The 25,697-nt window shown below is 64.6% G+C and carries 19 protein-coding genes and 3 tRNA genes; 14 read left to right on the top strand and 8 right to left on the bottom strand.

Annotated features, from left to right (window positions below):
* Positions 1-153: 153 nt before the first annotated feature.
* On the bottom strand, positions 154-1,587 hold the full coding sequence (locus BBIA_RS11410) for an MFS transporter (protein WP_033494102.1): 1,434 nt from the start codon (positions 1,585-1,587) through the stop codon (positions 154-156).
* Positions 1,588-2,264: 677 nt separating this feature from the next.
* Between BBIA_RS11410 and BBIA_RS11415 the strand changes: the two genes are divergently transcribed.
* Positions 2,265-2,924, top strand: coding sequence for a histidine phosphatase family protein (locus BBIA_RS11415; protein WP_033494104.1), 660 nt, complete (start codon positions 2,265-2,267; stop codon positions 2,922-2,924).
* A 106-nt stretch (positions 2,925-3,030) separates the two neighbouring features.
* Positions 3,031-4,068, top strand: a complete 1,038-nt coding sequence (locus BBIA_RS11420) for a hypothetical protein (protein ID WP_033494106.1) — start codon at positions 3,031-3,033, stop codon at positions 4,066-4,068.
* 94 nt (positions 4,069-4,162) lie between these two features.
* Here the strand turns inward: BBIA_RS11420 and BBIA_RS15075 are convergent, their stop codons facing one another.
* From BBIA_RS15075 to BBIA_RS11440, 4 genes are all read right to left on the bottom strand, one after another.
* Complete coding sequence (locus tag BBIA_RS15075; RefSeq protein WP_051924020.1) at positions 4,163-5,968, bottom strand: DUF805 domain-containing protein; 1,806 nt, start codon at positions 5,966-5,968, stop codon at positions 4,163-4,165.
* Between the two features lie 103 nt (positions 5,969-6,071).
* The gene (locus tag BBIA_RS11430; protein WP_051924021.1) at positions 6,072-7,133 is read right to left on the bottom strand and encodes a nucleoside hydrolase; all 1,062 of its coding nucleotides are present in this window, start codon (positions 7,131-7,133) and stop codon (positions 6,072-6,074) included.
* 377 nt (positions 7,134-7,510) lie between these two features.
* Entirely contained in the window at positions 7,511-9,187 is a 1,677-nt protein-coding gene (locus BBIA_RS11435; protein ID WP_081892358.1) for a glycoside hydrolase family 43 protein, read from the bottom strand.
* Between the two features lie 75 nt (positions 9,188-9,262).
* Entirely contained in the window at positions 9,263-10,825 is a 1,563-nt protein-coding gene (locus tag BBIA_RS11440; RefSeq protein WP_033494108.1) for a glycoside hydrolase family 43 protein, read from the bottom strand.
* A gap of 157 nt (positions 10,826-10,982) precedes the next feature.
* On the opposite strand from BBIA_RS11440, the gene BBIA_RS11445 reads away from it, so the two are divergent.
* From BBIA_RS11445 to BBIA_RS11485, 9 genes are all read left to right on the top strand, one after another.
* A complete protein-coding gene (locus BBIA_RS11445; RefSeq protein ID WP_033494110.1) occupies positions 10,983-13,079 on the top strand; it encodes a family 43 glycosylhydrolase in 2,097 nt (698 codons plus the stop codon).
* Between the two features lie 122 nt (positions 13,080-13,201).
* Positions 13,202-14,260, top strand: coding sequence for a LacI family DNA-binding transcriptional regulator (locus tag BBIA_RS11450; RefSeq protein ID WP_033494179.1), 1,059 nt, complete (start codon positions 13,202-13,204; stop codon positions 14,258-14,260).
* Between the two features lie 132 nt (positions 14,261-14,392).
* Complete coding sequence (locus tag BBIA_RS11455; protein WP_033494111.1) at positions 14,393-15,409, top strand: glycoside hydrolase family 43 protein; 1,017 nt, start codon at positions 14,393-14,395, stop codon at positions 15,407-15,409.
* Between the two features lie 286 nt (positions 15,410-15,695).
* A complete protein-coding gene (locus BBIA_RS11460; protein ID WP_033494113.1) occupies positions 15,696-17,285 on the top strand; it encodes an extracellular solute-binding protein in 1,590 nt (529 codons plus the stop codon).
* Between the two features lie 132 nt (positions 17,286-17,417).
* On the top strand, positions 17,418-18,419 hold the full coding sequence (locus BBIA_RS11465) for an ABC transporter permease (RefSeq protein WP_051924022.1): 1,002 nt from the start codon (positions 17,418-17,420) through the stop codon (positions 18,417-18,419).
* Positions 18,420-18,465: 46 nt separating this feature from the next.
* Positions 18,466-19,425: a carbohydrate ABC transporter permease gene (locus BBIA_RS11470; protein WP_033494115.1), complete on the top strand. Its 960-nt coding sequence runs from the start codon at positions 18,466-18,468 to the stop codon at positions 19,423-19,425.
* 355 nt (positions 19,426-19,780) lie between these two features.
* Positions 19,781-20,524, top strand: coding sequence for a YesL family protein (locus BBIA_RS11475; protein WP_081892360.1), 744 nt, complete (start codon positions 19,781-19,783; stop codon positions 20,522-20,524).
* Positions 20,525-20,932: 408 nt separating this feature from the next.
* Entirely contained in the window at positions 20,933-22,483 is a 1,551-nt protein-coding gene (gene gltX / locus BBIA_RS11480; RefSeq protein ID WP_033494116.1) for a glutamate--tRNA ligase, read from the top strand.
* A 247-nt stretch (positions 22,484-22,730) separates the two neighbouring features.
* Positions 22,731-22,803 (top strand) — tRNA-Glu (locus tag BBIA_RS11485).
* 55 nt (positions 22,804-22,858) lie between these two features.
* Here BBIA_RS11485 and BBIA_RS11490 read toward each other — a convergent pair.
* Entirely contained in the window at positions 22,859-23,140 is a 282-nt protein-coding gene (locus BBIA_RS11490) for a helix-turn-helix domain-containing protein (RefSeq protein ID WP_033494186.1), read from the bottom strand.
* On the bottom strand, positions 23,127-23,558 hold the full coding sequence (locus BBIA_RS11495) for a type II toxin-antitoxin system RelE/ParE family toxin (protein ID WP_202962052.1): 432 nt from the start codon (positions 23,556-23,558) through the stop codon (positions 23,127-23,129). Before BBIA_RS11495 ends, BBIA_RS11490 begins: the two co-directional genes overlap by 14 nt.
* 249 nt (positions 23,559-23,807) lie before the next feature.
* Here BBIA_RS11495 and BBIA_RS11500 point away from each other — a divergent pair.
* The 3 genes from BBIA_RS11500 (at position 23,808) to BBIA_RS11510 (ending at position 25,377) form a co-directional block, all read left to right on the top strand.
* A tRNA-Glu gene (locus tag BBIA_RS11500) sits at positions 23,808-23,880 on the top strand.
* Positions 23,881-23,918: 38 nt separating this feature from the next.
* Positions 23,919-23,993, top strand: a tRNA-Gln gene (locus BBIA_RS11505).
* A gap of 103 nt (positions 23,994-24,096) precedes the next feature.
* Positions 24,097-25,377 carry a metallophosphoesterase gene (locus BBIA_RS11510; protein WP_035138424.1) on the top strand — a complete coding sequence of 427 codons (1,281 nt, stop codon included), beginning with the start codon at positions 24,097-24,099 and terminating at the stop codon, positions 25,375-25,377.
* Between the two features lie 12 nt (positions 25,378-25,389).
* On the opposite strand, the gene BBIA_RS15000 is transcribed toward BBIA_RS11510, so the two are convergent.
* On the bottom strand, positions 25,390-25,620 hold the full coding sequence (locus BBIA_RS15000) for a variant leucine-rich repeat-containing protein (RefSeq protein WP_420796702.1): 231 nt from the start codon (positions 25,618-25,620) through the stop codon (positions 25,390-25,392).
* Positions 25,621-25,697: the final 77 nt, after the last annotated feature.

Raw genomic sequence — 25,697 nt, forward strand, 5'->3', positions numbered from 1 at the left:
CGCATTGTCCGGCAAACGCATGCGCGACATATGCAATATGCAGAGGGCGGTCTCCCTATCATCGGGAGACCGCCCTCTTGCGTCTGCCATGCGAGTCATGCAAGCCTTGTCATGCGCGGTGATTCGCCCATGCATGCGTGCGCGTCACGCGCGTCACACGCTCACGGTCGTCAGCGTCGGCGTTTCCGTGCTCGACTTGATCTGCTTGAATCCGACGAACGCGATCACCAGCGACAGCAGCGCCAGCGTCGTGACCACCATGAATCCGCCGTGCGATCCCATGCGGTCGATGAACTGGCCCGCGATCGCCGAACCGGCCGACGAGCCGATCGAATTCATCGCACCCATCCACGCCACGCCTTCGGTGAAGCGCGTCGGCGGCACCAAGTGCAGCATCAGCTGGTTGCCGTTGATCCACGTCGGGGCCTGGCACACGCCGATGAGCAGGTAGATGATCATGATCACCCACAGGTGCTTCGCGAACATGAACGTGCCGATGCCGATATTCACCACGGCAAGGCAGAAGTAGAAGCGCTTCCACAGCGGGATCGTCCAGTTCTTCGCGCCGTAGAACAGTGCGCCGCACAGCGAGCTGAACGAGAAGCACGCGAACACGAATCCCGTGTACTGCTTCATGTTCGCCTCGGTGGCGAACGCGATGATCGAAATGCCGGCCGCCGACTGGAACGCGCCGAGCGAGAACCACGTCACGCACACGGCGATCAGGCCCGGTCCCCAGATCGACTCCTTGCGTCCGGCCTGCACGTCGGCCTCGGCCAAACGCATCGCCGCGGCCACTTCCGCCTCGCCGAGGCCTTCGCTCATCGCCTTGCACCGCGCGCGTTCCACCGCGGCCTCGGCCTGCACGGCCTTCGCGCGCGCCGCCTCGCGTTCGCGGTACTGCTTGCGCGTCATGCCGGCTTCGCGGGCGAGCACGGTCTGCGACTTCGGTTCGGTCGTGAGCTCGGTCAGGAACATGAGCGCGCCCACGACCACGCACACGCCGGTGAACGAGAACGCGAGCAGGCCGGAGATCACGGCGAGCGTGGAGGCGAGCGGGTTGCCGATCACCCACATGCACTCGTCGAACACGCCGGACAGGCTCAGCGCGCGGTCGGTGCGTTCGCGGTCGCCCTTGAGCAGCGTCGTCCAGCGGGCGCGGCTCATCGCGCCCCACGGTGGGATGGCGGCGAGGAGCGGGGTCAGACAGTACAGCACCCATTCTGGCGCCCGGTTGGTGATGGCCGTGACGAGCGCGATCGCCGAGACGATCCACACGATGATCGTCGGGATCGACACCTGCCGCTGGCCGAACTTGTCGACGAGCTTGCCGAGCACGGGGGAGGTGATCGCCAGTGCGATCGCCTGGATGGCGGTGAGCATGCCGGCGAGCGAGTAGTTGCCGTAGTAGTGCTGCACGGAGATGGTGATCGTCATGCCGACCATCGGGAACGGCATGCAGGCGATGACCGATCCGACGGCGAAGCGTGCGGTGTGGGGTATGCGGAGCAGTTCCGCATACCCGCCGAAGAGTTTGTGGTTGATGTCCTTGATTGCGCTCACTACCTGGTTGTTGCCGGTTGCCATGGCCGCTCCTTTCTGCTCACGGTTGGGTCTGAGGCCGGGCCGTCGCTTTGCGTCGCGTCGGTCGGCCTTGTTGCGTGTTGTGCGGACGTGACCGATTGATTGATCGTCAATCGATTGACGCCACACGCCGCATGTCATGCACGATGATGCCGTGTTGCTGGCTCGGACGGTGGCGGTTGGCACCTTTTGGCTCGGTGCCGAGTCGACTGCCGACGATCGTCGCCCATTCGGCTTCCGGTTGCCGGCTTCTGGCTGCCGCGTACTGCCGCGTCCGACGACGATGCCGTAGTCTACCGCCCGCCGGCAGGTGCCCGTTTGCCGGCGGACTCCCGTCGCCGTTGGTTACCGTTTGGTAGCTGGTTGAAGGCCGGCTTTCCCGTTACTTCCCAACGACGGTCACTGCGTCATGTTGCCGTGCCGTGGGTCAGCCGTGCGAATGCATGCGTTGCTCTTCACTTGTTTGGTCAGGGCCACTCTATAGGCCACCCCGGTCGCGACACGCGGTACAGTGAAAGAAAGCAAAGTGAATATATCGTGCCGATGGTCACGTTGACCCTTCGGCTGGGAACCGCCGCGCACGGCGTGACCCATGCGGCCCCTTCGCCGTTGCCGACGGCACGACTGACGTTCGCGGCGGCCCTTGGGCGCGCGGCGGCCTCGAGAACAAGGAGACGACGATGCCCGCAACCACCATCCACTTCGTCCGCCACGGCAAGGTCTACAACCCCGGCCACCTGCTCTACGAGCGGCTTCCCGGCTTCCACCTGTCCGACCGCGGCCGCCGCATGGCCGAAGCGACCGCGCGCTATCTCGCCAGCAATCCGCAAACCAACACCATCTCCGCTGTCTACTCGTCGCCGCTCGAGCGCACGCGCGAAACCGCCGGCGCGATCATCGACGCGCTCAACGCCGTGCGCGCCGACCGCGGCCAAACCCCGCTCACGCTGGAAACCGACCCCCGCGTCATCGAAGCGGGCAACGAATTCCGCGGCAAGCGCATCGGCCACGGCGAAGGCGCGCTGTGGCGCAACGGCAACTGGAAGCTCGTCCTCAACCTGTACAAGCCGAGCTGGGGCGAATCGTACCGCTCCATCGCCGCGCGTATGAGCGAGTTCGCGCGCGAAAAAGTCGCGCAGCATCCCGGCGAGCAGATCGTCGTCGTCAGCCACGAATCGCCGATCTGGTCGTACCGGCACCTGCTGGAAACCGGGCATCCGGAACACTGGATGTTCCTGCGCAAGACGGCGCTCGCGTCCGTCACATCCGTCACGTACGACTGCGCGACCGGCAATGTGATGTCAATCACGTACGTCGACCCCGCAGCCGACGTGCAGTAGCGCGACAATGGTAGACGGAGCAGTGCGCCCGGCCGCGTCCGGATACGGACGTCTGATTGGCCGGATGGCAGGGCAGCGCTGCGGAAACGTATGCAAAGGAGCGAATATGGGGTTTGCAATCGATGACGATACCGTCGCGCGCGTGGCCGCGCTGCCCGGCGTGCGGGCCGCGGCCGAATCCGGCGCGCAGCTGATCGCGCTGTGGCCGCTCACCGACGCCAAGCAGATGGACAACGACGCGAAATACGCGGAAAACCTGCAGGTGCGCCTCACGCGCACGATCGCGCGCGTCACGACCGGCGACGACGTGACCGTGCCCGACGCCGAATTCGTGTACGAAGGCGCGGATGAGATCCCCGGCCGTCCTCAGGAGATCGTTGACGCGCTGCTCGCCGCGAACGACGCCTACGACACGATGGTCGGCTACCGCGATGACCGCGATCCAAACGTCCTGTTCGACGCGGCCGACGCGATGGGCGTGGCATGGCCGGACGCGACCGTCGACGCGCTGCGGACGGCGCTGCCGGAAGTCGAGCGGGCTGTCGCGGAGGATGAGGGCGCGGACGGGATTGCCGGCGCGGCCGGAGACGCCGGTGTGGTGAATGCGGCCGGAGTGAATGCCGCCGGATCCGCGCGTGAAGCGGAGACCGCCTCCGCTGTCGCAGTCGGACCTGCGGGCGAATCGGATGGTACCCCCGCGGCGTCCCCCGAACTGGTCAGCGGGCTGGCCCACCGCTTCGCGCAGGCGCTCGTCATCTGCGACGGACTGTTCACGGCGATCGACGACACGCTCGCGGCCGAGCCCGGTTCGCGCGAGGCGGCCGTCGCCAAGCTGCCGGTCATCCTGTTCGTCAACGAACTGCGCGAGCAGATGTCCGTGCCGCGTCTGTGCCTGAGCGACGGACAGTATCAGGCGCTGCTCGACGCGCGTGCGGCCGCCGCGGACACGCTGGAAGCCACCGCCGGGGCGATCGCGCCGGTCGCCGTCAACGAGTGGAAGCGCCACTACGACGACGTGACCTGGGACCCCGACGAGGCCAAGCGCCGCGCCAAGGAGGAGGACGAGCGCAAGAACAAGGAAGCGCTTGCCGCCAAGTTCGCCCACGTCAAAGACGACCCCTCCAAGCCCGAAGTCGAACTCTGAGCGCCGCGCCGTTCCGGCGCCGCTCATACATACGCAAAGGGCCGCATGGGAATGATCCCATGCGGCCCTTGTGGTTTGTTATCTCGGCGAATGCCTACTGCTGCTGCTGCGGATACTGCGCGTTACCGTTGCCGTACGGATTCTGCGGCTGCTGGCCGTATTGGTCAGGCTGTCCGTACTGACCGGGTTGCGCGGGCTGTCCGTACGCGTCCGGACCATACTGGCCGGGCTGACCGGGCTGTCCGTATGCCGATCCGTACGGATCCTGCTGGCCGTACGCACCGGGCTGACCCGGCTGGCCATAAGGCTGTCCGTACTGCGAGCCAGCCGGCGGATACGGCTGATAGTCGTCGTCGAAGCGCACGCCTTCCGGCTTGCTGGCCTGCGCCATGAACACGATCCAGATGATGCAGGGGATGATCGTCAGGAGGAATCCGAACAGCAGTGCCATCACGCCGCCGGCCGTCATGCCGAAGCCGCGGCCATACCCGTAGCCGTAGTAGGCGCTGCCGTAGCCGCTGAGCATGCCGATGAACGTGGCGCCGCCGCCCACGATCATGATGATGCAGCCGATGACCGGTATAACGTACAGCGGGATCAGCAGCTTGCCGGATCGGTTCGTGTCGTGCAGTCGGCGCACACTCAGCGCGATCGTCGGCACGAGGACCGCCAGATCCCAAATCGCGACCAGGAACGACGCATGATCGTCGGTCGCGCCCGAGAGCATGTTCAGCACGAAGCTGATCGCGAACGACGCCAGCATCCACCACCAGAACTCGCTGCGCGACGCGCGGCCCTTGAACGTGGCGTACTTTTTCCAGAAGCGCAGGAATGCCTCCGGGAACGGGCATCCGTAATACGGCTTGTTCAGCGGCGGCACGCCGTAAGACACGCCCGCGCCCGGACCGCTCGCGGGCATGCCGTATTGCGGCATCACGCCCTGCGGCGGCATCTGGTAGCCCGACTGGCCCTGACCGTACGCGTTCTGCCCATATTCCGGCGCGGCCTGCCCGTACTCGGGCTGTCCCTGGCCGTATGCCGGCTGACCATACGCCTGTCCGTAGTCCGGCTGTCCCTGACTGGTCGGCGCATACTGTCCGTATGCGGGCTGTTCGCCCTGCGCCGCGAAGGGGTTGGCCGGTGCGCCTGGCTGTTCGTACGGGTTGGTCGAACCGTACTGCGGCTGTGATTGCGGCTGCGGGTCGAACGGATTGCCTGTCGCAGTCGCGCCCGGCTGCTGGCCGTACGACTGGTCGCCCTGCGTTGGGACCGAATGCTGCGGTTGGGGGTCAAACGGATTCGCCGACGCAGCCTGCGGAGCCTGCGCTTGCGGCGTGGCCGGCTGACCGTAGTCGGCGGCCGGCTCCGGCGACTGATACGGCTGCTGACCGTAGTTCGACTGGTCGTACGGTTCTTGCGCGTAGGCGCTTGTGTCGGGAGTCTGCGAAGTCGCTGACGCGGCCGGCTGTGCGGCCGGTTGCACCGGAGCGGCCGGCGGAATATACGGCGCCTGGCCGTAATCCGTGGCCGGCTGTGAGTCCGCAGACGGCTGCGCCTGCTCGGCGGCGGGCTCGGACGGAGCCGCGTAATCGGTCTGATCGGACGGGGTTGCGGGGGTGTCCGACGCCGGAGCCGACGGTGTCACGGAGGAACCGCTGAACGGCGAGGCCGCCGCGGAAGTTTCCGGAACACCAGTCGAACCGGCCGGGGCCGAAGAATCGGTCGAATCAGCCGCGTCGGTCGCATGCGCGCTCGGCTCCGGCGTCTGGTCGTACAAGGTTTCCGCGCTTAAATCAGGAATGTCCGGCATGCTCAGAGACCCGACGCCGGGAATGTCCGGAATCGCCGGCACATGCGGCTCGTTGGGGCTGCCGTCGGGGTTGGTGTTTGCATCGGTCATCGTTTCGCTCCCTTCGCTGGAATGATGACGTTCACGCTCTCATTCTTCCACAATCCCGACGTCCCGTCCGTATTTGCCCGGTTCCTGACGTGCGGCCCGTCGCCTACCGTCCCGAGCGCCACGCGTCGAACAGCCGCAGCTTGGCGAACAGGTCGCCGAACAGCAGGCGGTTGTCGACCTGCGTGATCACGTGGATGCCGCGTCCGGCCTGCGCGTCCGCTTCGCTCACCGGTTCGATCGGTCCCGGCCGGTCGTCGGCGTCGAGCGCGGGCCGTGCAATCGCGACCCACCCGTGCGACGCCGGCGCCGTATCCCACGGCGTGAGCAGCGCGGTCAGGCTCACCAGCGGCGAATCGCCAAGGCAGTACGCGCCGGTCGGCTTCGTCCAGTAGTGCTCGCCGTGGAACCGGATGTTGTCGACCTCCCCGCACAGATACTGGCCCAGTGCGCCGCACGGCAGCACGTTCGCGGCCAGTTCCGCCGTCGAGACGAGGCACTGCCGGTACGCGTTGCGCGGCACCTGCCACAGCGGCAGGTCGCAGCCGGCGAGCAGCATCCGCGCTGCGACCGGATCGATTTCGGCGTTGTATTCGCGCGCCGGCCGTCCCAGCGGCGGTTCGGCCAGTCCCGGATACTCCTGCCCGCCGATCCACACGACCGTCATGTGCTGCGCGATGCGCGGCTCGACCAGCCATGCGCTCATCAGGTCGGTCACACCGCCGCCGGCCACGTAGTACAGCGGCAGATCGGTGTCGTCGCGCATCGCCTCGCGCACGATTGCCTCGCATGCCGCGCCTCGCTGTGGGGTGGTCGCGTCGGCCAGTGGCAGCTCCGATCCGGTGACGAGCAGGTCGTCGTAGTCGCGCAGTCCCATGAGTCCGAACATGCGCTCGATGCGCGCGCGTCCGTTTGCGGCGGTGGTGTCGGAGCCGTTGATGAAGTCGCCGTGGCGCAGGTGCGAGCAGACGATGAGCCGGATGTTGACCGATTCCGAGAGCAGGTGGTGCACGAGTTGGAACAGGTCGTCCGGGTCGCCTGCGAAGTCGTTGTCGATGATGACGCGGCACGCGGCCGGATGTGGCTCGTCGCCCAGCCACGGGCTCGTGCTCGGTCGCCACGTCCGTTCACTGTTGTCGGTGGTCTCACATGTGCTGATTTGTCCCATGATCGCTCCCTTTTTGTTGCAGCGCAATATATACAGCGTTGTAGTAAACGGTATTTATTCTACTCGCTAGGGGGAGAGGAACTGAGATGATTGCTCCGGTGATTTGCCCGGTTGTGGGCATAACCGGCCGAGTTCCCGATCGCGAACATCCCGATCGTGGGCATAACCGACCATGACCTTCCCGATCGTGGGCATAGACGGTACATAACGTCTCGCAGTTCGTGGGCATAGACGGTGCATTAAGACAATCGTGGGCATAGACGTGTCATGTACGAGCGAAAAACGGCTCGCAGTGACCCGTCTATGCCCACAATCGGTGGAACTGGCTGGATTTGACAGTTGGATTCGACGGGTGGGGGATGGCTGGGCCGCCGGACCTACGCCCGCGATCCCCAGATTGCCCGGTTGCCGCCGACCGCCGTGAACGTGAGCGTCGGTCGGCCGTCGGACTCGCGCGGTAGCACGGCGAACACGCCCGTGTACGTCATGCCGTCGATCGTGATCGCCACGTCGCTGTCGCAGCAGCGCACGCCGGCCGGGGCCGCGCCGAGCATCCGCCACGATCCGCGCGAAATCGGACCGTCGGTCGGCCGCGGCGTCGCGCCCGGCGTATCGCTGAATTCGATCCGACCGCCGCTGGTCACGCGGCCGTCGGGCTGCAGCGTGATCGTTTCGGGCAGGTTTACGCCGCGCCATGATCCGTCCGCGTCGCGTGTGCCGTCGAAGTACGTGTGCGGATCGTGCCGCACGAGCTCGTAGTCACCGGCCAGATGCGCGGGATGGGCGCGATCGGCGACGTACGCGGGGCATGCGGACGCAGGACTTGCGTACGCGGAGGCCGCCGAACTGTCACCGTTCCCCGCGACGAACGCGGCGGCGGACGGCGGCAGCACGACCGCACCGCGATACCCGTATGGCGCGGCGACGAGCCAGCCGTCGGCCGTGGGCAGCAGCTCGCGCACGCGCGCCTCGAAGTCGTCTTCGCCGCGGCCGGCGAATCTCGTGTGGTACGTGAGGAACAGCCGGCCGTCGCGGGCGCGCGTGAGCACCGAATTGTGCCCCTGCGACACCTCGACGTCGGCGTCGTCGGAGGGGCCTCCGCTCCAGCACACCGACGACGTGAGCCGCACGCCGGTGTCCTTGGTCTGGTTGTCCGGAATCTCGCCGTTGGCGATGGCCGGATTGCCGTTCTGATCGACGTACGGGCCGACGAGGTTGCGCGAGCGGAACAGGCGGATCTGATAGCCGCAGGTGCGGCCGAGCCAACCGTACGACATGAACAGGTACCACCAGCCGCCATGATGGACGAAGTACGAGCCTTCGCCGGAATTCCAGTAGCCGCCGGCCACCTTCACGCCGTAGTACGGGTCGGACGCGTCGGGTACGAGCGGGTAGCGCGTCGCATAGTCGCGCAGGCCGGTGGTCGGGTCGAGCTTGAACATCCAAACCCCGCCGAACCACGAGCCAAAGCTCATCCACATTTCGCCGTGGTCGCAGCGGATCGGCGCGGCGTCGATCGCGTTGATCCGCGTGTTCTTGAGCGAACGGTAGCGGGCGAGATCGCCGTGCGCCTCCTCCTCGCCGAGCACGCGCGGCACGTCGGTCGCGTCCACGTTGCCCTCGTCGAATCCGGAGTAGACGACCGGCCCGACGTAAGTCCAGTCACCGTCGAGATGGTCGGCGGTGAGCAGCACGATCACCGAGCGAAAATCGTGCCCGTTGACCGACAGGTACATGCACCACTTGCGCATCGCGTCGTTCCAGATCACGTCCGGAGCCCACGTGTTGCCGCGCAGGTCGGGATTCTCCGGCTGCTGCGGCCACGCCCGCCAGATCTCGCCGAGCAGGCGCTCCGGATCGCGGCTCAGGTTGTTCTCGAACGGCTCCCAGTGGACGAGGTCGCGGCTGCGCGCCCACTTGCGGTGCGTGCCGAACAGGTAGTACGTGCCGTTTTCCTCGACGATGGCCGGATCGTGGATGGCGGGGCCGTGGAATGCGGCAGCCGGTCCGGCGACGGTCGTGGGGGAGGGGATGATGTCGGATTGCGTGTCCATGTGTGACGATCCTTGCGTGATGCGTGCGATGTGCGTGCTGCGGATTGGGTGCGTGGCGGGGCGAAGGCAGGGAGCCTACTGCTTCGACCCCCAGATGCACACGTTGCCGCCGATCGCGGAGAACGTCATGACCTGCTTGAGATCCTTGTCGCGCGGCAGCTGCGCGAAGTCGCCCTCGTACGTCGTGCCGCCGAGCGTGATGCTCATCCGGTCCGATCCGTCCTTGACGCTCCATGTGCCGGTCTGGTCGCCGGTCACCGTGCCGTCGGACTTGAGCGTGATGTTCACCGGCTCGTTGACGCCGATGTAGTCGGTGCTGTCCTTGTCCGCGATGTTCTTCTTGCCTTGGAAGAACGTGTTCTGCGCGTGCGTCACGAGCTCGTAGTCGCCGGCGAGCTTGCTCTTGTCGTAGCCTTTGGCCGCGGCCTTGACGCCGACGTACTCGTACGGCGCGGCCACGATCCAGCCGTCGGAGGTGGGCAGCAGCTCGCGCACGCGTACCTCGTGCTCTTCGCCGCGGTTGGAGAAGCGCGTGTGATAGATGACGTACGCGGTGCCGTCGTCGTCCACGAATGCCGAGTTGCCGCCCTGCGCGACTTCGATGTTGGTGTTGTCGTTGCCGCTCCACTTGACGGATGCCATGAGGCGCACGCCGATGTCGGACGTCCAGTTGTTCGCGACGGATTTGGTGTAGACGGCCGGGTTGCCGTTTTCGTCGACGTATGGTCCGGTGATGTCCTTGGAGCGGAACATGCGGATCTGGTAGCCGCCGGTCTGCTGCAGTGCGCCGTAGGACGCGAACAGGTACCAGTATCCGTTGGTGTGCAGCAGGTAGGATCCTTCGCCGGAGTTGCCGTAGCCGCCGGCGAGCTTGACGCCGTAGTACTGGTCGGACTTGTCCGGCACGGTCTTGTACGTGGTCGCGTAGTCGCGCAGGCCGGTCTTCTGGTCGAGCTTGAACATCCACAGGCCGCCGAACCACGAGCCGAACGTCATCCACATGTCGCCGTTGTCGTCGGTTTCGACGCTCGGGTCGATGGCGTTGATTTCGGTGTCGCCGGGGGACAGGTACCGGGTGGGTACCTCATTGGTGCCGAGCACCTTGCCCACGTCGGTTTTGTCCATGGTTTCGGTGCGGAAGCCGGAGTAGACGACCGGTCCGACGTACGTCCAGTCGCCGCCGAGATGATCTGCGGTGAGCAGCACGATCACGGACTTGTAGTTGGTGCCGTTGACGGACATGTACATGCACCATTTCTTCATGGTCTTGTTGTAGACGACTTCGGGAGCCCACATGTTGCCGGTCAGGTCGGAGTTGGAGGGCTGCTGCGGCCATTCCTTCCAGATGCCGCCGAGGATGTCCTTGAAGTCGGTGCTCAGGTTGTCGGTGAACGGTTCCCAGTTGACGAGGTCTGTGCTCTTGTACCAGGCGCGGTGCGAGCCGTAGATGTAGTACGTGTCGCCGTCCTTGGCGATGGTCGGGTCGTGCGACGAGGCGCGCTTGATGTCGGAGACCTTGGAGACGACCGGTTTGGTGCCGTCTGCGCCGGCCGCTGCCGAACAGCCGGCGAGCGGCGCGACGATGGCCGCGATGAAGGCGACCGCCGCTGCGACGCGACGGATGATGGAAGACTTCATGACGTCCCTTTCCGTTGGGTTCATGGATGAAATCGTCTGGCAAATGGGGGTCGGGGTGGATTGCTGTTCGCGACGCGACGCGCATTTGTACAACGATGTAATCGTGAGTATACTGTACATCGTTGTAAAAGACAAGTCGAGACGAAAGGCCGTCACATTGTCCCCCGCGTATTCCCTGCTGTGCTATACCCGTATCCCCACCACCCGCGACGAAGCGAACAATGAGGACATAGCGCTGAGCATGCACCTCGCGCTGCGTTCGCAAACCACCGGCGAATGGATGCCGCTCAACGAAAACTACGGCATATTCTTCGCCGCCGCCGTGCCCCGCACCGGCGTGACCGCCGCCGCCCGCCGCGCATGCACTGCCGCCGCGCGCCTCGCCGCCGAGGGCGACGATCCGGTTAGCGCCGCCGTCGCGGTCGATGCGGTCATGCCCGACGTCGACACCGCGCTCAAAAGCCTGAAGGACCCGTACCTGTTCCGCCTGCGCGATGGACGCTTCGGCATCGTCGCCACGCGCACCGCCCGCGGCGGCGAGGCGGACGGCTCCGAACGGTCCTCGTTCCTGCTCGCCGTCAGCCGCGACCTGCGCTCCTACACGCAGCTCGGCATGGTCCGGCTCGACACCGCCGCCGGCGTCCGCCGTCCCGCCGTCGACTGGGACGGTTCTGTCGAACGCTACGTCATCCGCTGGCAGGACGATGAGGGCGCGCCCCGCTCCGCCTTCGCCGCGGACATCCTTGCCGCCGCGTCGTCCGAGCCGCTCGCCGTCGCAGGCGCGGCGGGCGAACCGTACGAGACCGCAGCCGTCCGGTATCCCGCCCTCGGCCCCATCGTCCCCGGCAACGTCATCGACATCACCGAAGCCGAAGCCGCCGCGCTCATCGCGCGCTTCGGCCGCGTCTACAACACCGGCGCATCCGTCCGCCCGTTCTCGCTGCCCGCCGATCTGCGCGACGGCGAGGCGCGCGACGCGGTCCGCGCGCTCGGCCACGCCACCGCCACGCTGTCCTACAGCGACGGATCCACCGCCAACCGCGCCGTCGACTGGAACGCCGACCAGCTGGCCGCACTCGCCGACGACGCGGCCACGGGCCGTCTCAAGCCCGGCGAGACGCGCCGCATCGACGGTCGCGTCCGCCAGACCGTCTATCCCGTGCCGTTCGCGGTCGAACGCGCCGATCCGTCCGTCTTCGCATGGAACTTCAACGGCGAGCCGCTGTTCCTGTTCATCGCGACCGACGACACCGACGGCAACTGCATCGACCCGAACGACGGCCGCACGCACATGCCGCTGCGCGCCGCGGCGTCGATCATCGAACTGTCGGACGCGGCCGGCGGACGCGAGCGCGAGATCGACCTGCTCAAGCGCGGCGACCTCAACAGCGAGGGCCGCGCGATGACCGGCTGCTTCTGGGCCCCCGAACTGCACGTGATCGGCGGGCGACTGTCCGTGCTGTTCATGCCGTGCTTCGACGGCGAGCCGACGGACCCGGACGGTTCGCCGAACCCGGCTGCCGGACGGCCGGACATGTGGACCGGCAGCTGCCACATCATGCAGCTGAAGCAGGATGCGGACGGGCGCGATCTCGACCCGCGCGAGAAGGCCAACTGGGACGTGCCGCGGCCGATCCTCGACCCGGACGGAGGCCCGCTCAACCCGGTGCAGCGCATTTCGCTCGACATGACCGTGATTCAGGACTCCGGCCGCTGGTACTACGCGTGGCAGCAGGTCGGCAGCGTGTGGATAGCCTCGTTCGACCCGGCGCGTCCTGACCGGCTCACGTCGAAGCCGCGGCAGATCGTTGTGCCGGAGTTCGCGTGGGACAACCTGATCGCGGAAGGCCCGAACGCGGTCGTGCACAAGGGGCGCATCTGGCTGATCTACTCCGGTTCGCTCGTCGGCATCGACTACACGACCGGTCTGGCGAGCGCGCCGGCCGGCCAGCGCGCTGATCTGACCGATCCGGCCGTGTGGACGAAGCTTGACTATCCGCTGCAGAAATCCGGCGTGTACAACGGCGAATGGCAGCTCGGCACCGGCCACGGCATGTGGTCGCGCGACGAGGACGGCAACCTCATCTACGTGTTCCATAACGCGGAATATGACAACGGGCGCTACGGCGGCCGCGACGCGCAGGTGCGCCGCGTCCACTGGGCGGCCGACGGCATGCCAATTCTTGACATGCAGGCAGACGAGGAACTCAATCCGGCCTATGCTTGTATAACGATGGAAATCGCCGTACGGTAAGGCTTTTCGCCACGCCGTCCCCCGCTTGTGGTGCGTGGGCGGGGACGGCCGTTTTTCCGGCGATGCAGCCATTGCCGCAACGCATGACCATCGACCGACGAGAACAGAATATGGAGAACATCATGAGCAGCAATGCGGCGACGGCGGCCCCCGACCGGGTGGTCACTATGCGCGACGTGGCCAAGGCGGCCGGCGTGTCGATCAAAACCGTCTCGAACGTGGTCAACGACTACCAATTCGTGTCCGACAAGACGCGCGACAAGGTCAACAAGGCGATCGAGGAGCTCGGCTACGTGATGAACGTGTCCGCGCGCAACCTGCGCCGCGGCCGCACGGGCATCATTGGCCTGGCGATCCCGGACCTGCAGATGCCGTACTTCGCGCAGCTGTCGTCGCTGGTGATCGAGGAGGCGAAGAAGGTCGGCCTGCGCGTGATCGTCGAGCCGACGCTGTACTCGCGCGAGGGCGAGTTCGACGCGCTGCTCGGCTCCCAGCAGTCGATGATGGACGGCCTGATCTACAGCCCGCTGGACTTGGCCGTCGAGGACGTCGAGGACCTCAAGCTCGAATATCCGATGGTGCTCGTCGGCGAGCGCATCTTCACCGACCGGTTCGACCATATCGCCACCGAGAACATCGAGGGCGCGAAGCACGCCACGCAGTACCTGCTGCAGTCCGGGTGCAAGCGGGTGGCCGTACTGGGCACGCATCCGGGGGAGGACATCGGCTCGGCGTCGCTGCGTCTGCGCGGCTATAAGGAGGCGCTTGAGGAGGCCGGAGTGGATTATGATCCGCGCCTCGAGGCCCCGGTGGGCATGTGGCATCGCACCGACGGCGTGAACGCGATGAATGCGCTGCTCGATTCCGGCGCGAACCCGGACGGCGTGGTCGCGCTCAACGACATGCTCGCCGCCGGCGCGATGCATGCGATCCAGATGCGCGGCCTGCGCATTCCGGAGGACATTTCCGTGATCGGCTTCGACAATTCGGACGATTCGCAGTACCTGTCCCCGGCGCTCACGTCGATCGCCCCCGGACTTGAGGCGGTGGCGCGCCTGTCGGTGCGCGTGCTCAACGAGCGCATCGCCGGCCAGAACCCGCTCGGCAACGACTCTCCGGATCCGATCTTCCGCAAGGTGGCCTCCACGCTGGTGGTGCGCGAATCCACCCGTTCCCTGTGAACGCGCGGCCGGCGGCGCCGGCCGCGCAGTGTCTGGGCCGGACCGAGGAAACGCCGGGTTGTTTCATCGTTGTATATTTGCTATATTCATCGATGTAAATCGTGATGAACACTGGATTGCAAAGGATGAACAATGACTGTTTACAACAATCCGATCGTGCTGCAGCGCGCTGACCCGTGGGTGCTCAAGGTCGACGGCGAATACTGGTTCACCGCCTCGGATCCGGAGTATGACAAGATCGCCATCCGCCACGCCTCCGCGATCAACGACCTGCAGAAGGCCCCGGAGACCGTGGTCTGGCGCAAGCACGAGTCCGGCCCGTGCAGCAAGTACATCTGGGCTCCCGAACTGCACCGCATCGGCGGTGCCTGGTACATCTACTTCGCCGGCGCGGAGACCGATTTCGAGGCGTCCGGCATGCCGACGCACCGCATGTTCGTGCTCGAGAACACCGACGCCGACCCCACCACCGACAACTGGGTGGAGAAGGGCCGGATCGTCACCCCGATGGACTCGTTCTCGCTCGACGCGACCACCGAGGTGATCGACGGCGTGCAGTACCTCGTCTGGGCGCAGAAGGACTACGACATCCCGGGCAACTCCAACCTGTACATCGCCCCGATGGAGAACCCGTGGACGCTGGCCGCCGATCCAGTCATGCTCACCAAGCCAGAATACGACTGGGAGTGCATCGACTTCCTCGTCAACGAGGGCCCGGCGTTCCTGTTCCACGGCGACAGGATCTTCATCACGTACTCCGCGTCCGGCACCGGCGTGCCGTACGCCGTCGGCCTGCTGAGCGCCGAGCGCGGCAGCGACCTGCTGGACCCGAAGAGCTGGGCCAAGAGCCCGGTGCCGGTGTTCAGGACCTGCGCCGAGAACGGCCAGTACGGCCCCGGGCACAACTCGTTCACCAAATCCGAGGATGATTCCGAGGACCTGATGATCTACCACGCCCGCAACTACACCGAAATCAAGGGCGACCCGCTGTTCGACCCGAACCGCCACGCCCGAGTCGGCGTGGTGCGCTGGAACGATGACGGCACGCCCGACTTCGGCGTTCCCGAGCCGGACGACGTGTGGTCGCCGGTCACGACCGACGTGCTGCCGCCCGACGGAGGTCCCTCCGCGGGCACCTTCGTGCGCTGACGCGATAGGCCGTCCGTCACAAGCAAGAAAAAAATCTCGAACCCGTTCGGCCGTTTTTAGCGAGGCATCTCGGTAAGAACGGCCAAAACAAGCCGTTTCTTCGGCGTGTCAGCCGATTTGTACAACGATGAAAAAAGCGCTATACTCAATTCCAACGTTGTAAACGAGCGGCGAGGCTCACAGTGAACACAACAACGGTGTTGGCCGAGCCAATCCCTTGCAGTGCGATCCGCTCGTGTGCAATATGCCGATTTCTTGGGAAACCAGGAGAACAAGGAGGAACCCCATGAACATCAAGAAGAAGCTCGTCGCGGCCACCGCCATGGTGCTGGCCGCCGGCCTCACTCTCGCCGGCTGCGGCGCCGAGAAGAGCGAGACCAACGCCGACGGCAAGCCGGTCATCAAGATCACGCTCATCAAGCGAAGCACCCAGATCGAAGCCAAGAAGATGAAGCTCACCAAGGACCTCGAGGCCGCCTGCGACTGCGAGATCAAGTGGGAGGAGATCCTCGACACCCAGTGGGCCCAGCAGGCCTCCACCGTGCTCGCCTCCGGCGACGTGAGCGACATCACCATCTGGGGCTACAACGCCGACAACTTCGCCCAGTACAACTACTGGGAGGACCTGAGCGACGACCTCGACCAGATGCCCAACGTGCAGGCCTACTTCAAGGCCGTTCCGGAAGCCAAGATGTTCGGCTCCGACCTCGAGGGCCACGTCTGGCAGGTTCCGTCCGACTACGGCAACGCCTCCGGCGCCAAGTGGTCCAGCGGCCAGAACCTCATGATCAACAAGCAGTGGCTCGAGAAGCTCGGCCTGCAGGTTCCGAAGACCTGGGACGACCTGACCAAGGTCCTCACCGCGTTCAAGACGCAGGATCCGAACGGCAACGGCAAGGCCGACGAGGTTCCGATGCTCATCAACCAGCTCGGCACCGCGGGCTTCGGCTGGTGGAGCCCGTTCCTGCTGCTCAACGGCACCGGCCAGAACACTCAGGTCATCACCTCCGCCGGCTCCCAGGGCATCTACGTCAAGGACGGCAAGGTCGGCAACTGGATGCTCTCCGACAACTTCCGCTCCGTCATCGAGTACTACCACTCCTTGATCAAGGCCGGCCTCATGCCCGCCGACGTGCTCACCCGCGATGCCTCCCTCAACACCGCCGACATCTCCTCCGACGGCAAGACCGCCAAGGTCGGCATGATCTTCGGCTGGAACACCGGCAACTTCGGCGACCTGAAGGACGAGTACGAGTCCATCGAGGTGCCGGCCGCGCCGGGAGTCTCCTACGATCAGACCACGTGGGAGCCGGAGTTCCAGGACATCTACAACGGCGCAGCCGTCAAGGCCAACCTGGACGACGCCCACAAGACCGCCGCGCTCAAGATCATCAACGAGTTCCTTGATCCGGACATCTCCATGGAGTCCTACTACGGCGACCTCGGCAAGTACATCGAGAACAAGGGCGATGGCGTCTACAACGTCATCAAGTTCCAGGATGACCTGTCCACCTTCGGTCTGGCCGACCGCGGCCTGACCTGGGTCCGCGACAACATGAGCGTCACCGGCGATCAGGACAAGGTCCTCGCCGAGAAGGACGGCACCGTCTACAAGACCCAGCAGTCGCACATCGGCGAGAAGGACCTGATCCCGATGTACACCCGTCTGAGCGCCGAAGACAACACCACCGTGTCGAACAACAACTCGACCATCTGGAACTACGCCCTGCCGCTCATCTCCACCTGGATCCAGGACGGCGGCCTCGACGACGCCTCGTGGAACACCTACATCGACACCCTCAAGAAGAGCGGCATCGAAGACAACATCAAGCTCTGGCAGAAGGCCTACGACGACACCATCGCGGCGTCCAAGTAACCCCTGACAGACACCTCATTCCTTCCTTCCCTTCCTCTCAACCCACGGGCCCGTCCCGCCGCTCGGCCAACACCGGCGCCGGCGGGACGGGCCCTTCCATTCACTGACCAGTCATTTTCCGAAAGGATGGCCATGGCTTCCGCAATCAAAGGCACGCATCGCGCCGAAGCCGCCACGCCCGCGCCCACCAAGGCCGGCGTCGACATTCCTGACAACGACTACATCGCACGGCACCGTCCGCTGCCCGCCCGCATCGCAACCCACATGAGCCGCTACTGGCAGCTGTGGGCCATGTCGATCCCCGCAATCTTCTTCGTCGTCCTCTTCGCCTACGTGCCGATGTACGGCATCCAGCTCGCCTTCCGCGAATTCGTCCCCGGCAAGGGCCTGACCGGCGGCAAGTGGGTCGGCTTCAAGTACTTCACCAAGTTCTTCGAATCCCCGCAGTTCTCCAGCCTGATCATCAACACCGTCCGCGTCTCGCTCGGAACGCTCGTGCTCGGCTTCATCGCGCCGATCATCCTCGCGCTGCTCATCAACCAGATCGGCGGCAAGAAGACCAAGTCCTTCGTGCAGACGGTCACGTACATGCCGCACTTCATCTCCACCGTCGTCATCGTCTCGATGATCAACATCTTCCTCGCGCCGAACTCCGGCATGATCGGACGCTTCCTCGGCCCGACCAACATCCTCGGCAACCCGGACGCCTTCGCCCCGATCTACTGGATCACCGAAGTCTGGCAGCACTGCGGCTGGAACTCCATCATCTACCTTGCCGCGCTCGCCGGCGTGGACACCTCCCTGTACGAGGCTGCGAAAATGGACGGCGCCGGTCGCCTCCAGCTCATCCGCTACGTCGACATCCCGGCCATCCTGCCCACCTGCGGCATCCTGCTCATCCTGAACATGGGCGGCGTGCTTGGCGTCGGCTTCGAAAAGGTCTACCTGATGCAGAATTCGCTGAACCTGTCCGGTGCCGAGGTGCTCTCGACCTTCGTGTACAAGATGGGTCTCGTCTCCAACCAGTACAGCTATTCCACCGCCATCGGTCTGTTCAACACGGTGATCAACTTCGCGTTCCTGATCGCCGCGAACGCGGTCGCCAAGCGCGCGTCCAACACCAGCATCTTCTGATGCCGGGCCAACGAATCGTCTTTCAGGCAAAGAAAGGATCATCATCATGAGTGCATCCGCCCCCACGATCGCGCCCAAGGCATCGAGCGCCGACATTCCGTGGAACCCCAAGGTCCGCCAGCACAAGCAGCCGGTCGACTGGGTCGTCGACATCCTCATCGCGGCCATCCTCATCGCCGTCGTGTTCATCACGATCTACCCGCTGTGGTTCATCGTCATCGCCAGCTTCTCCAATGCGGGTCTCGTCTCGCAGGGCGAGGTGACGCTGCTGCCGAAGGGCATCAACTTCAGCGGCTACATGAAGGTCATGCAGGAGCCTCGTATCTGGATCGGCTACCGCAACACCATCCTGTACTCGGTCGTCGGCACGCTGGTCAACATGATCGTCACGCTGCCCGTCGGCTTCGCGATGTCCCGCGCCGAGTTCAAGCCCCGCCGCATCATCCTGTTCCTGTTCACCTTCACCATGTTCTTCTCCGGCGGTCTGATCCCGGGCTACCTGCTCTTCAAGGACCTCGGCATCCTCAACACCATGTGGGTGTTCATCCTGCCGGGCGCGGTGAGCGTGTACAACGTGATCATCGTGCGCTCCTTCTTCGAGTCGTCGATTCCGGAGGAACTGCACGACGCGGCCCAGATCGACGGCCTCGGCTACTTCCGCTACTTCATGAAGATCGTGCTGCCGCTGAGCTCCGCCATCATCGGCGTGATCGCGCTGTACTACTTCGTCGGCCACTGGAACGACTACTTCACGGGCCTTATCTACATCCGCGATCAGAACAAGCAGCCGCTGCAGGTCATCCTGCAGAACATCCTGCTCGCCAACCAGATCACCACGTCGGGCGGCGGTTCGAGCAACGGCCAGTCCATGATCGAACGCCAGCAGCTCGCCGACTCGATCAAGTACGGCATCATCATCGTCTCCACCCTGCCGCTTCTGGTGATCTACCCGTTCCTCCAGAAGTACTTCACCAAGGGCGTCATGATCGGCGCCGTGAAGGGCTGATTCTCCTTCCGGCCGTATGGCGTACGGCGGCGCATCCGTCCGCGTGCCTTTAAGGCGGTCCGCGCCGCGGCATTGGCTGTCGGCCAGAAGCTGAGCCCCGTGTCCATTCCGACGCGGGGCTTTTTGCCGTTGTCTGCCGGTCTTCCGGTCTGGTTCTCCGGGTCTGGTGCTCCCGTCTGGTTCTCGCGTCCAGCTGGCGTCCAGCTTCGCGCCCGGCGTCGTAATAGGATGTGATAAGGCAACCATCGTCGGAATCCCGCCGTCGACGGCGTGGGCGCCGGATGCGCGCCGGATGCGCGCCGTACGCGCCGCGGTCACGGCCGTGCGCGGCCCCTCTCTGAAAGGAACGTTGGAAATGAACCGTTTTGCGGTCGGATACGAATACATTTGCCGCATCATCATGATGGTGGTGGTCGCGCACATCGCGTTCATCGTGCACACGGTGCTGGGGCTCGGCGTGGTCGGCTTCTTCCCGTCCATCGCCGCGCTGCACACCACGTACCGCACGTGGCTGCTCGACGTGGCCGACCGCTCGTGGACCATCAAGCAGACGTGGACCGTCTTCCACCGAGCCTGGAAGGCCGAACTCAAAAGCGCGAACCTGTTCGGCTACCCGCAGTTCGCGCTGTGGGCGCTGCTCATCTGGGAGTACTACCTGACCAACTGGAACGATTTCGGCCCGATCGGGTACGGCCTGTCCGGTGCGCTGCTCGTGATCAACATCTTCTACGGCCTGTTCGTGATGGTCTCGTGGGTGCTGCGCTCTAACTTCGACGAAAAGCCGATCTGGATCGTCAAGGCGTCGCTGCAGATGGTCGTCGCGCGCCCGCTCAACAGCCTGATGACCGTGATCCTGTTCCTCGTGATGGTCTGGGCGTACTACACGTGGCCCGGTCTGGCCGCGGCGTTCGGCGTGTCCGTGCCTGCGTTCATCGCGATGATGGTCGCGTATTCGTACGCCCGCCTGCCCGGCATGGACGTGCACGTGATCGAGCCGCTTGAGGATCGCCAGCGCCGTCGCGCCGAGCGCAAGGCCGAGGATCAGCGCCGCGCGGACGAGCGTCGCGCCGCCCGCGAGCAGGCGCGCAAGAAGCGCTGATGACTGGTTTGTGGGTGTAATCGGACAGTTCCGCAAGAGCGTGGGCATAGACGGTACACGTACGGGCCGCAACCGCCCGGTTATTGTCCCGTCTATGCCCACGTTCGTGCAAATGTACTGTCCATACCCACGATCTTGTCCGCGTGATGTACGGTCTATGCCCACAGTCGGGTACATGCTGATGTACGTTCACGATTCCGGTTTCGTGAATGTTCCGTTTATGCCCACGACTGTTTTTCCGTTCTTCGTTGGCAAGCGGTCTGCCGGGGGAGTGTGGGCATAGACGGTACATGTGATGATCGGCGCATGCATCGGCGTATGTATCGGGTGCGTATGCGATCGTGCGCGTGGTTGTGCGTACGACTGTGCGCGCGACCACGTCCCGCTTGCGCGGCAGAATAAGGGATTATGACTGAAGCTGACAACACTTCCGCAACCACTGAAAATCCGAAGGACATCAAGCCCGAACTGCCGAAGGACGTGCGCGTGCGCTTCTGCCCGTCGCCGACCGGCACCCCGCACGTCGGCATGGTCCGCACCGCCCTGTTCAACTGGGCCGAGGCGCGCGCCACCGGCGGCAAGCTGATCTTCCGCATCGAGGACACCGACGCAGCCCGCGACTCCGAGGAAAGCTACAACCAGATCCTCGACGCGCTGCGCTGGCTCGGCATCGACTGGGACGAGGGCATCGACGTCGGCGGCCCGCACGGCCCGTACCGCCAGTCTGAGCGCACCGACATCTACAAGGACGTCGCTGCCAAGCTGCTCGAGGCCGGCTATGCGTACGAGTCCTACTCCACGCCGGAGGAGATCAAGGAACGCAACCTCGCCGCCGGCCGCCCGGCCGAATTCGGCTACGACGGTTACGACCGCGACCTGACCGAAGAGCAGAAGGCCGCGTTCCGCGCGGAGGGCCGCAAGCCCGCGCTGCGTATCCGCATGCCCGACGAGGACATCGCGTTCGACGATCTGATCCGCGGCCGCATCGAGTTCAAGGCCGGTTCCGTGCCGGACTACGTGATCGTCCGCCCGAACGGCGACGCGCTGTACACGCTCACCAACCCGGTCGATGACGCGATGATGGAGATCAACGTCGTGCTGCGCGGCGAGGACCTGCTGAGCTCCACCCCGCGCCAGATCGTGCTGTACCGCTACCTCGAGGAGCTCGGCATCGCCAAGACCACCCCGCTGTTCGGCCACATGCCGTACGTGATGGGCCAGGGCAACAAGAAGCTCTCCAAGCGCGACCCGGAGTCCAACCTGTTCAACCACCGCGACGCCGGCTTCATCCGTGAAGGCCTGCTCAACTACCTCGCCCTGCTCGGCTGGTCGATTGCGCCGGACCGCGACGTGTTCTCGATGGAGGAGATGATCGAGAAGTTCGACGTGCGCGACGTGAAGGCCAACCCGGCCCGCTTCGACCTCGATAAGGCGATCTCGATCAACGCTGAGCACATCCGCATGCTTGATCCTGCCGATTTCCTGCGTCGTTCCGTGCCGTACCTGCACCGTGACGGCGTTGTGTCGGCCGCGTCCTGGGACGAGCTGACCGATCGCGAACGGGAGATCCTGACCGCGTCCGCGCCGCTCGTGCAGCCGCGCGTGCGCCTGCTTGGCGAGGTCGCCGGCATGGTCGGCTCGCTGCTGTCGACCGAGGAGTACCTCGAGCCGGAGGACGACGCGAAGAAGACGCTCAAGGATTCCGCGCCGGCCGTGCTCGATCTGGCGATCGCCGCGCTCGAGGGCGTGGCTGAGGCCGACTGGAAGACCGACAACCTGCACGAGACGCTCAACAAGGCGCTCGTGGAGGACGGCGGCTACAAGCCGCGTCTGGCGTTCGGCCCGGTGCGCGTAGCCATGTCCGGCCGCCGCGTCTCCCCGCCGCTGTTCGAGAGCATGGAGATCGTCGGCAAGGACCTGTCGATCGCCCGTCTCAAGGGCCTGCGCGAGCACCTGTGAGTGATCGCTGAACTTCCCGCATTCCGCGGGAACGCGTAAAGGCGTCCGTCTTGCTGGCGGGCGCCTTTTTGATTGGTGCCGCCGATGATAACCGCTCGCAATCACGCGGCGAGAGTACAGTGAGAATACGGAAAACGCGTTCTGTCAACCGAGGAATCACAATGTGACACGCCGTGGTTGACGTTGTTGGGATGTTCCCGTATATTGATCATTCGTTGCGTGGTTCGCTACGTAGCGGATAACTCAAGCCCCCATCGTCTAGCGGTCTAGGACTACGCCCTCTCACGGCGCCAACACCGGTTCAAATCCGGTTGGGGGTACGATTCACCAAGGCCCCGGCATTCGCTCGGGGCCTTGCTTGTTGCATCTATTGTGTTATGCGTCGACGAAGCTGATGTGTACGCGTTTGTTGACGCTTGCGGCGATCTGTTCGAGCAGGCTGATGGTTGCGTTCATGCGGCCTGATTCGATGCGGGCGATGGTGGATTGCGGCTTGTTTGCGCGTTCTGCCAGTTCTCGCTGTGACAGCCCGGTTTCCTTGCGGAGCTGCATCAGGGCGGCCGCAACGTCGAGCCGTTCTTTTTCCTGCCGGAATTCCTTGCTGAAGACGGCGTCGTTGTGGGCATAATGTTCGACGAGCTGGTCAATCGCGGTCATCATGGCCTCCTATCCATCGGTCCCGTATGTGCCGTGCGTGTATTTTCTCCTGCTCCGGGGTTTTCTGGGTCTTTTTGGAGAATCCGTGGGTGATCATGTAGCGGTTACCCTGAACTTGAAAATACAGCGATCGATATTGGTTGCCCGTGTATTCGACGCGTATCTCGTACAGGTTGTGTTCCAGTTTCTTCACCCACAGCATTGTGGCGGCGAAAGTGACGCCGTACTCCTCTATGGCGGCTATGCGCGCCAGAAGTTTGGCTCGCGCCTTGCTGCTGATGCCGTCAAGGAAGTCTTGGAACTCGCTGCTGCCGTCATCTCGTTTGACCCAATCAAACCTCGCTTTCCGTTGCTCTGATGATAGCATATCTGCTCTCACTTTTTGATGAATGACGTGGTGGTCCGGCAAGCGTTCCATATCCGGAGTGCGCATGCAAGCCGGGGCGGGGTATGTGGTCGAAAGGTCCGAGTTATCCACACCTCGGCGTGTTATCCACAACGGGGAAGCGGTTGGCATGGGTTGCCGTGGAGAGAGTTGGTCTCGGTGGAGAGACTAAAACCGTTGGAAAATGGCGCGACACGCCGTGATTTGCGTGATGGGGCGTGGTCGCGTATATTTATCACTCGTTGCGCGGTTCGCTGCACAACCGGTTGAAAAACTGAATATGCCCCCATCGTCTAGCGGTCTAGGACTACGCCCTCTCACGGCGCCAACACCGGTTCAAATCCGGTTGGGGGTACGACGACTGACTCCTCGGAGTTGGTACGCCAGCCAAATTGGGATGTGGTGTAATTGGCAACACAGCTGATTCTGGTTCAGCCATTCTTGGTTCGAGTCCAGGCATCCCAGCCAATAAGCCCTCGCCTTGCGCGAGGGTTTTTTGTTTTTCGCCCCGCGACAAACCGCCCGCGACACTTCAGCAAACGCCATACCAACGTGGGCTACGCTTGAGGACATGACGGAACTGAATCAGAACGACGAGCGGCCGCGCGGCGAAGGGCGGCCTGTATCGGTGTCGGCGCGGCTAGGGCGCCTGCAATTCCATAATTCCGGCAAATTCCGTGTCCTGCAGCTCGCGGACATCCAAGACGGTCCCAAAGTCAACAAGGACACTATCAAGCTCATCGAAGCGGCCGTGGACGCGGCCCGGCCCGATCTGGTCGTCTTCACCGGCAATCAGATCGCCGGCTACGATCCGGCCTTCGCTGACACGTTCCGCAAACGGCACTGGACTCCGGCCAAACCGGGCAATCTCGACCATACGCGCGAACTCGTGCGCGGCATGATCGCGACGGTCATCGACCCGCTCGTCAAGCGCGGTGTGCCGTTCGCCGTTACGTACGGCAATCACGATTTCCAGTGCGGACTCGACACGCACGAGCTCGACGCGATCTACCGCGAATTTCCCGGCTGCCTGAACCCGCCGCCGGAACCGGACGATTCGGACGAACTGCATCCGCACGCGTTCCCCCAACCGCGCACGGTTCCGCAGTCCGGGCTTCCCGACCAGCTCGTGTACCCGGGCGAAACTGGCACGTTCGCGCTGCCGGTCATGGACACGGACCGCACGCGAGCCGTGCTCGGCATCGTCGTCGTGAATTCCGGTGACTATTCGGCCGAAGGTGGCTACGGCAAGCCGTCCACGCGCACGCTCGGTTTCCTCCGGTCGCTGCCGTCTCGCATCGGCGCGAAATCGCTGGTGTTCCAGCACATGCCGCTGCCGCAGTATTACGGTCTGCTTAAGCCGGTCGAAGCGAACGCGTCCGGCGCGATCCAGGGCTACCGCGCGTGGGAGTCGCACTATTACGTGCTTGACGAGACGAAAACGCAGCCCGGCAGCTACCTAGGGGAGGGGATCAGCTGTCCCGACTACGACAGCGGCGAATTCGTGATGCTCGTCGATTCGGGCGGCTATTTCGGCGTGGCGACCGGACACGACCATCGCAACGGGTTCGTCGGCACGGTCGACGGGCTGATGCTCGTCGCGACGCCGACCTGCGGGTTCGACTCGTACGGTCCCGCGGCGGAGAAGCGCGCTGCCCGGCTGTTCGAGTTCGACATCCGGCATCCGCACCGGCCGCGCACGCAGCTGCTCGAATACGGCGAGCTGGTCGGCAAGCCGAGCTCCGGCAAGGCGTATTCGTACGACATCGCCGCGGTCAAGTCGGACCGCGAAGGCATGGATCTGCTCAAGAAGAAAACGCTGTGGGATACGCTGCGCGGGTTGTTCGCGTAACCCTCGCGGTTGTCACCCTTCCAACAGCACGGTGAGCGCGACGTTGACGCCCGGCCCGCCGGCCTGCGCCACGTATTCGAGCAGCGCCGCATCGGCGTTCGGATTGGCGACGAGCCAGCGGCGCAGTTCGGGAGCCTCGCGCGCGATGTGCCATAGGATGTCCGGGTCGGTCGCCGGATCGCAGGCCAGCAGCGGCGTCAGCGCGATCGGCGGGGCCGGCGGTTCGATCATGAGCGGCTGCATCGTGCGGTGCCTTGCGTGCCGCCCCGCGTGGTTGGAGTGATCCGCGCGATCTGCGCGCTGTGGATTGAGCCGTTCCG

The organism is Bifidobacterium biavatii DSM 23969 (assembly GCF_000741165.1).
Lineage (GTDB): Bacteria > Actinomycetota > Actinomycetes > Actinomycetales > Bifidobacteriaceae > Bifidobacterium > Bifidobacterium biavatii.

What these genes read in the sequence shown, in the direction of transcription:
- BBIA_RS11450 (WP_033494179.1), top strand. Translation starts at nt 13,202, where the DNA reads ATGAGCAGCAATGCGGCGACGGCGGCCCCCGACCGGGTGGTCACTATG.
- BBIA_RS15000 (WP_420796702.1), bottom strand. Translation starts at nt 25,620, where the DNA reads ATGCAGCCGCTCATGATCGAACCGCCGGCCCCGCCGATCGCGCTGACG.
- BBIA_RS11465 (WP_051924022.1), top strand. Translation starts at nt 17,418, where the DNA reads ATGGCTTCCGCAATCAAAGGCACGCATCGCGCCGAAGCCGCCACGCCC.
- gltX (WP_033494116.1), top strand. Translation starts at nt 20,933, where the DNA reads ATGACTGAAGCTGACAACACTTCCGCAACCACTGAAAATCCGAAGGAC.
- BBIA_RS11420 (WP_033494106.1), top strand. Translation starts at nt 3,031, where the DNA reads ATGGGGTTTGCAATCGATGACGATACCGTCGCGCGCGTGGCCGCGCTG.
- BBIA_RS11455 (WP_033494111.1), top strand. Translation starts at nt 14,393, where the DNA reads ATGACTGTTTACAACAATCCGATCGTGCTGCAGCGCGCTGACCCGTGG.
- BBIA_RS11430 (WP_051924021.1), bottom strand. Translation starts at nt 7,133, where the DNA reads ATGGGACAAATCAGCACATGTGAGACCACCGACAACAGTGAACGGACG.
- BBIA_RS11460 (WP_033494113.1), top strand. Translation starts at nt 15,696, where the DNA reads ATGAACATCAAGAAGAAGCTCGTCGCGGCCACCGCCATGGTGCTGGCC.
- BBIA_RS11475 (WP_081892360.1), top strand. Translation starts at nt 19,781, where the DNA reads ATGAACCGTTTTGCGGTCGGATACGAATACATTTGCCGCATCATCATG.
- BBIA_RS11415 (WP_033494104.1), top strand. Translation starts at nt 2,265, where the DNA reads ATGCCCGCAACCACCATCCACTTCGTCCGCCACGGCAAGGTCTACAAC.
- BBIA_RS11470 (WP_033494115.1), top strand. Translation starts at nt 18,466, where the DNA reads ATGAGTGCATCCGCCCCCACGATCGCGCCCAAGGCATCGAGCGCCGAC.
- BBIA_RS11495 (WP_202962052.1), bottom strand. Translation starts at nt 23,558, where the DNA reads ATGGAACGCTTGCCGGACCACCACGTCATTCATCAAAAAGTGAGAGCA.
- BBIA_RS11435 (WP_081892358.1), bottom strand. Translation starts at nt 9,187, where the DNA reads ATGGACACGCAATCCGACATCATCCCCTCCCCCACGACCGTCGCCGGA.
- BBIA_RS11440 (WP_033494108.1), bottom strand. Translation starts at nt 10,825, where the DNA reads ATGAAGTCTTCCATCATCCGTCGCGTCGCAGCGGCGGTCGCCTTCATC.
- BBIA_RS11410 (WP_033494102.1), bottom strand. Translation starts at nt 1,587, where the DNA reads ATGGCAACCGGCAACAACCAGGTAGTGAGCGCAATCAAGGACATCAAC.
- BBIA_RS11490 (WP_033494186.1), bottom strand. Translation starts at nt 23,140, where the DNA reads ATGACCGCGATTGACCAGCTCGTCGAACATTATGCCCACAACGACGCC.
- BBIA_RS15075 (WP_051924020.1), bottom strand. Translation starts at nt 5,968, where the DNA reads ATGACCGATGCAAACACCAACCCCGACGGCAGCCCCAACGAGCCGCAT.
- BBIA_RS11510 (WP_035138424.1), top strand. Translation starts at nt 24,097, where the DNA reads ATGACGGAACTGAATCAGAACGACGAGCGGCCGCGCGGCGAAGGGCGG.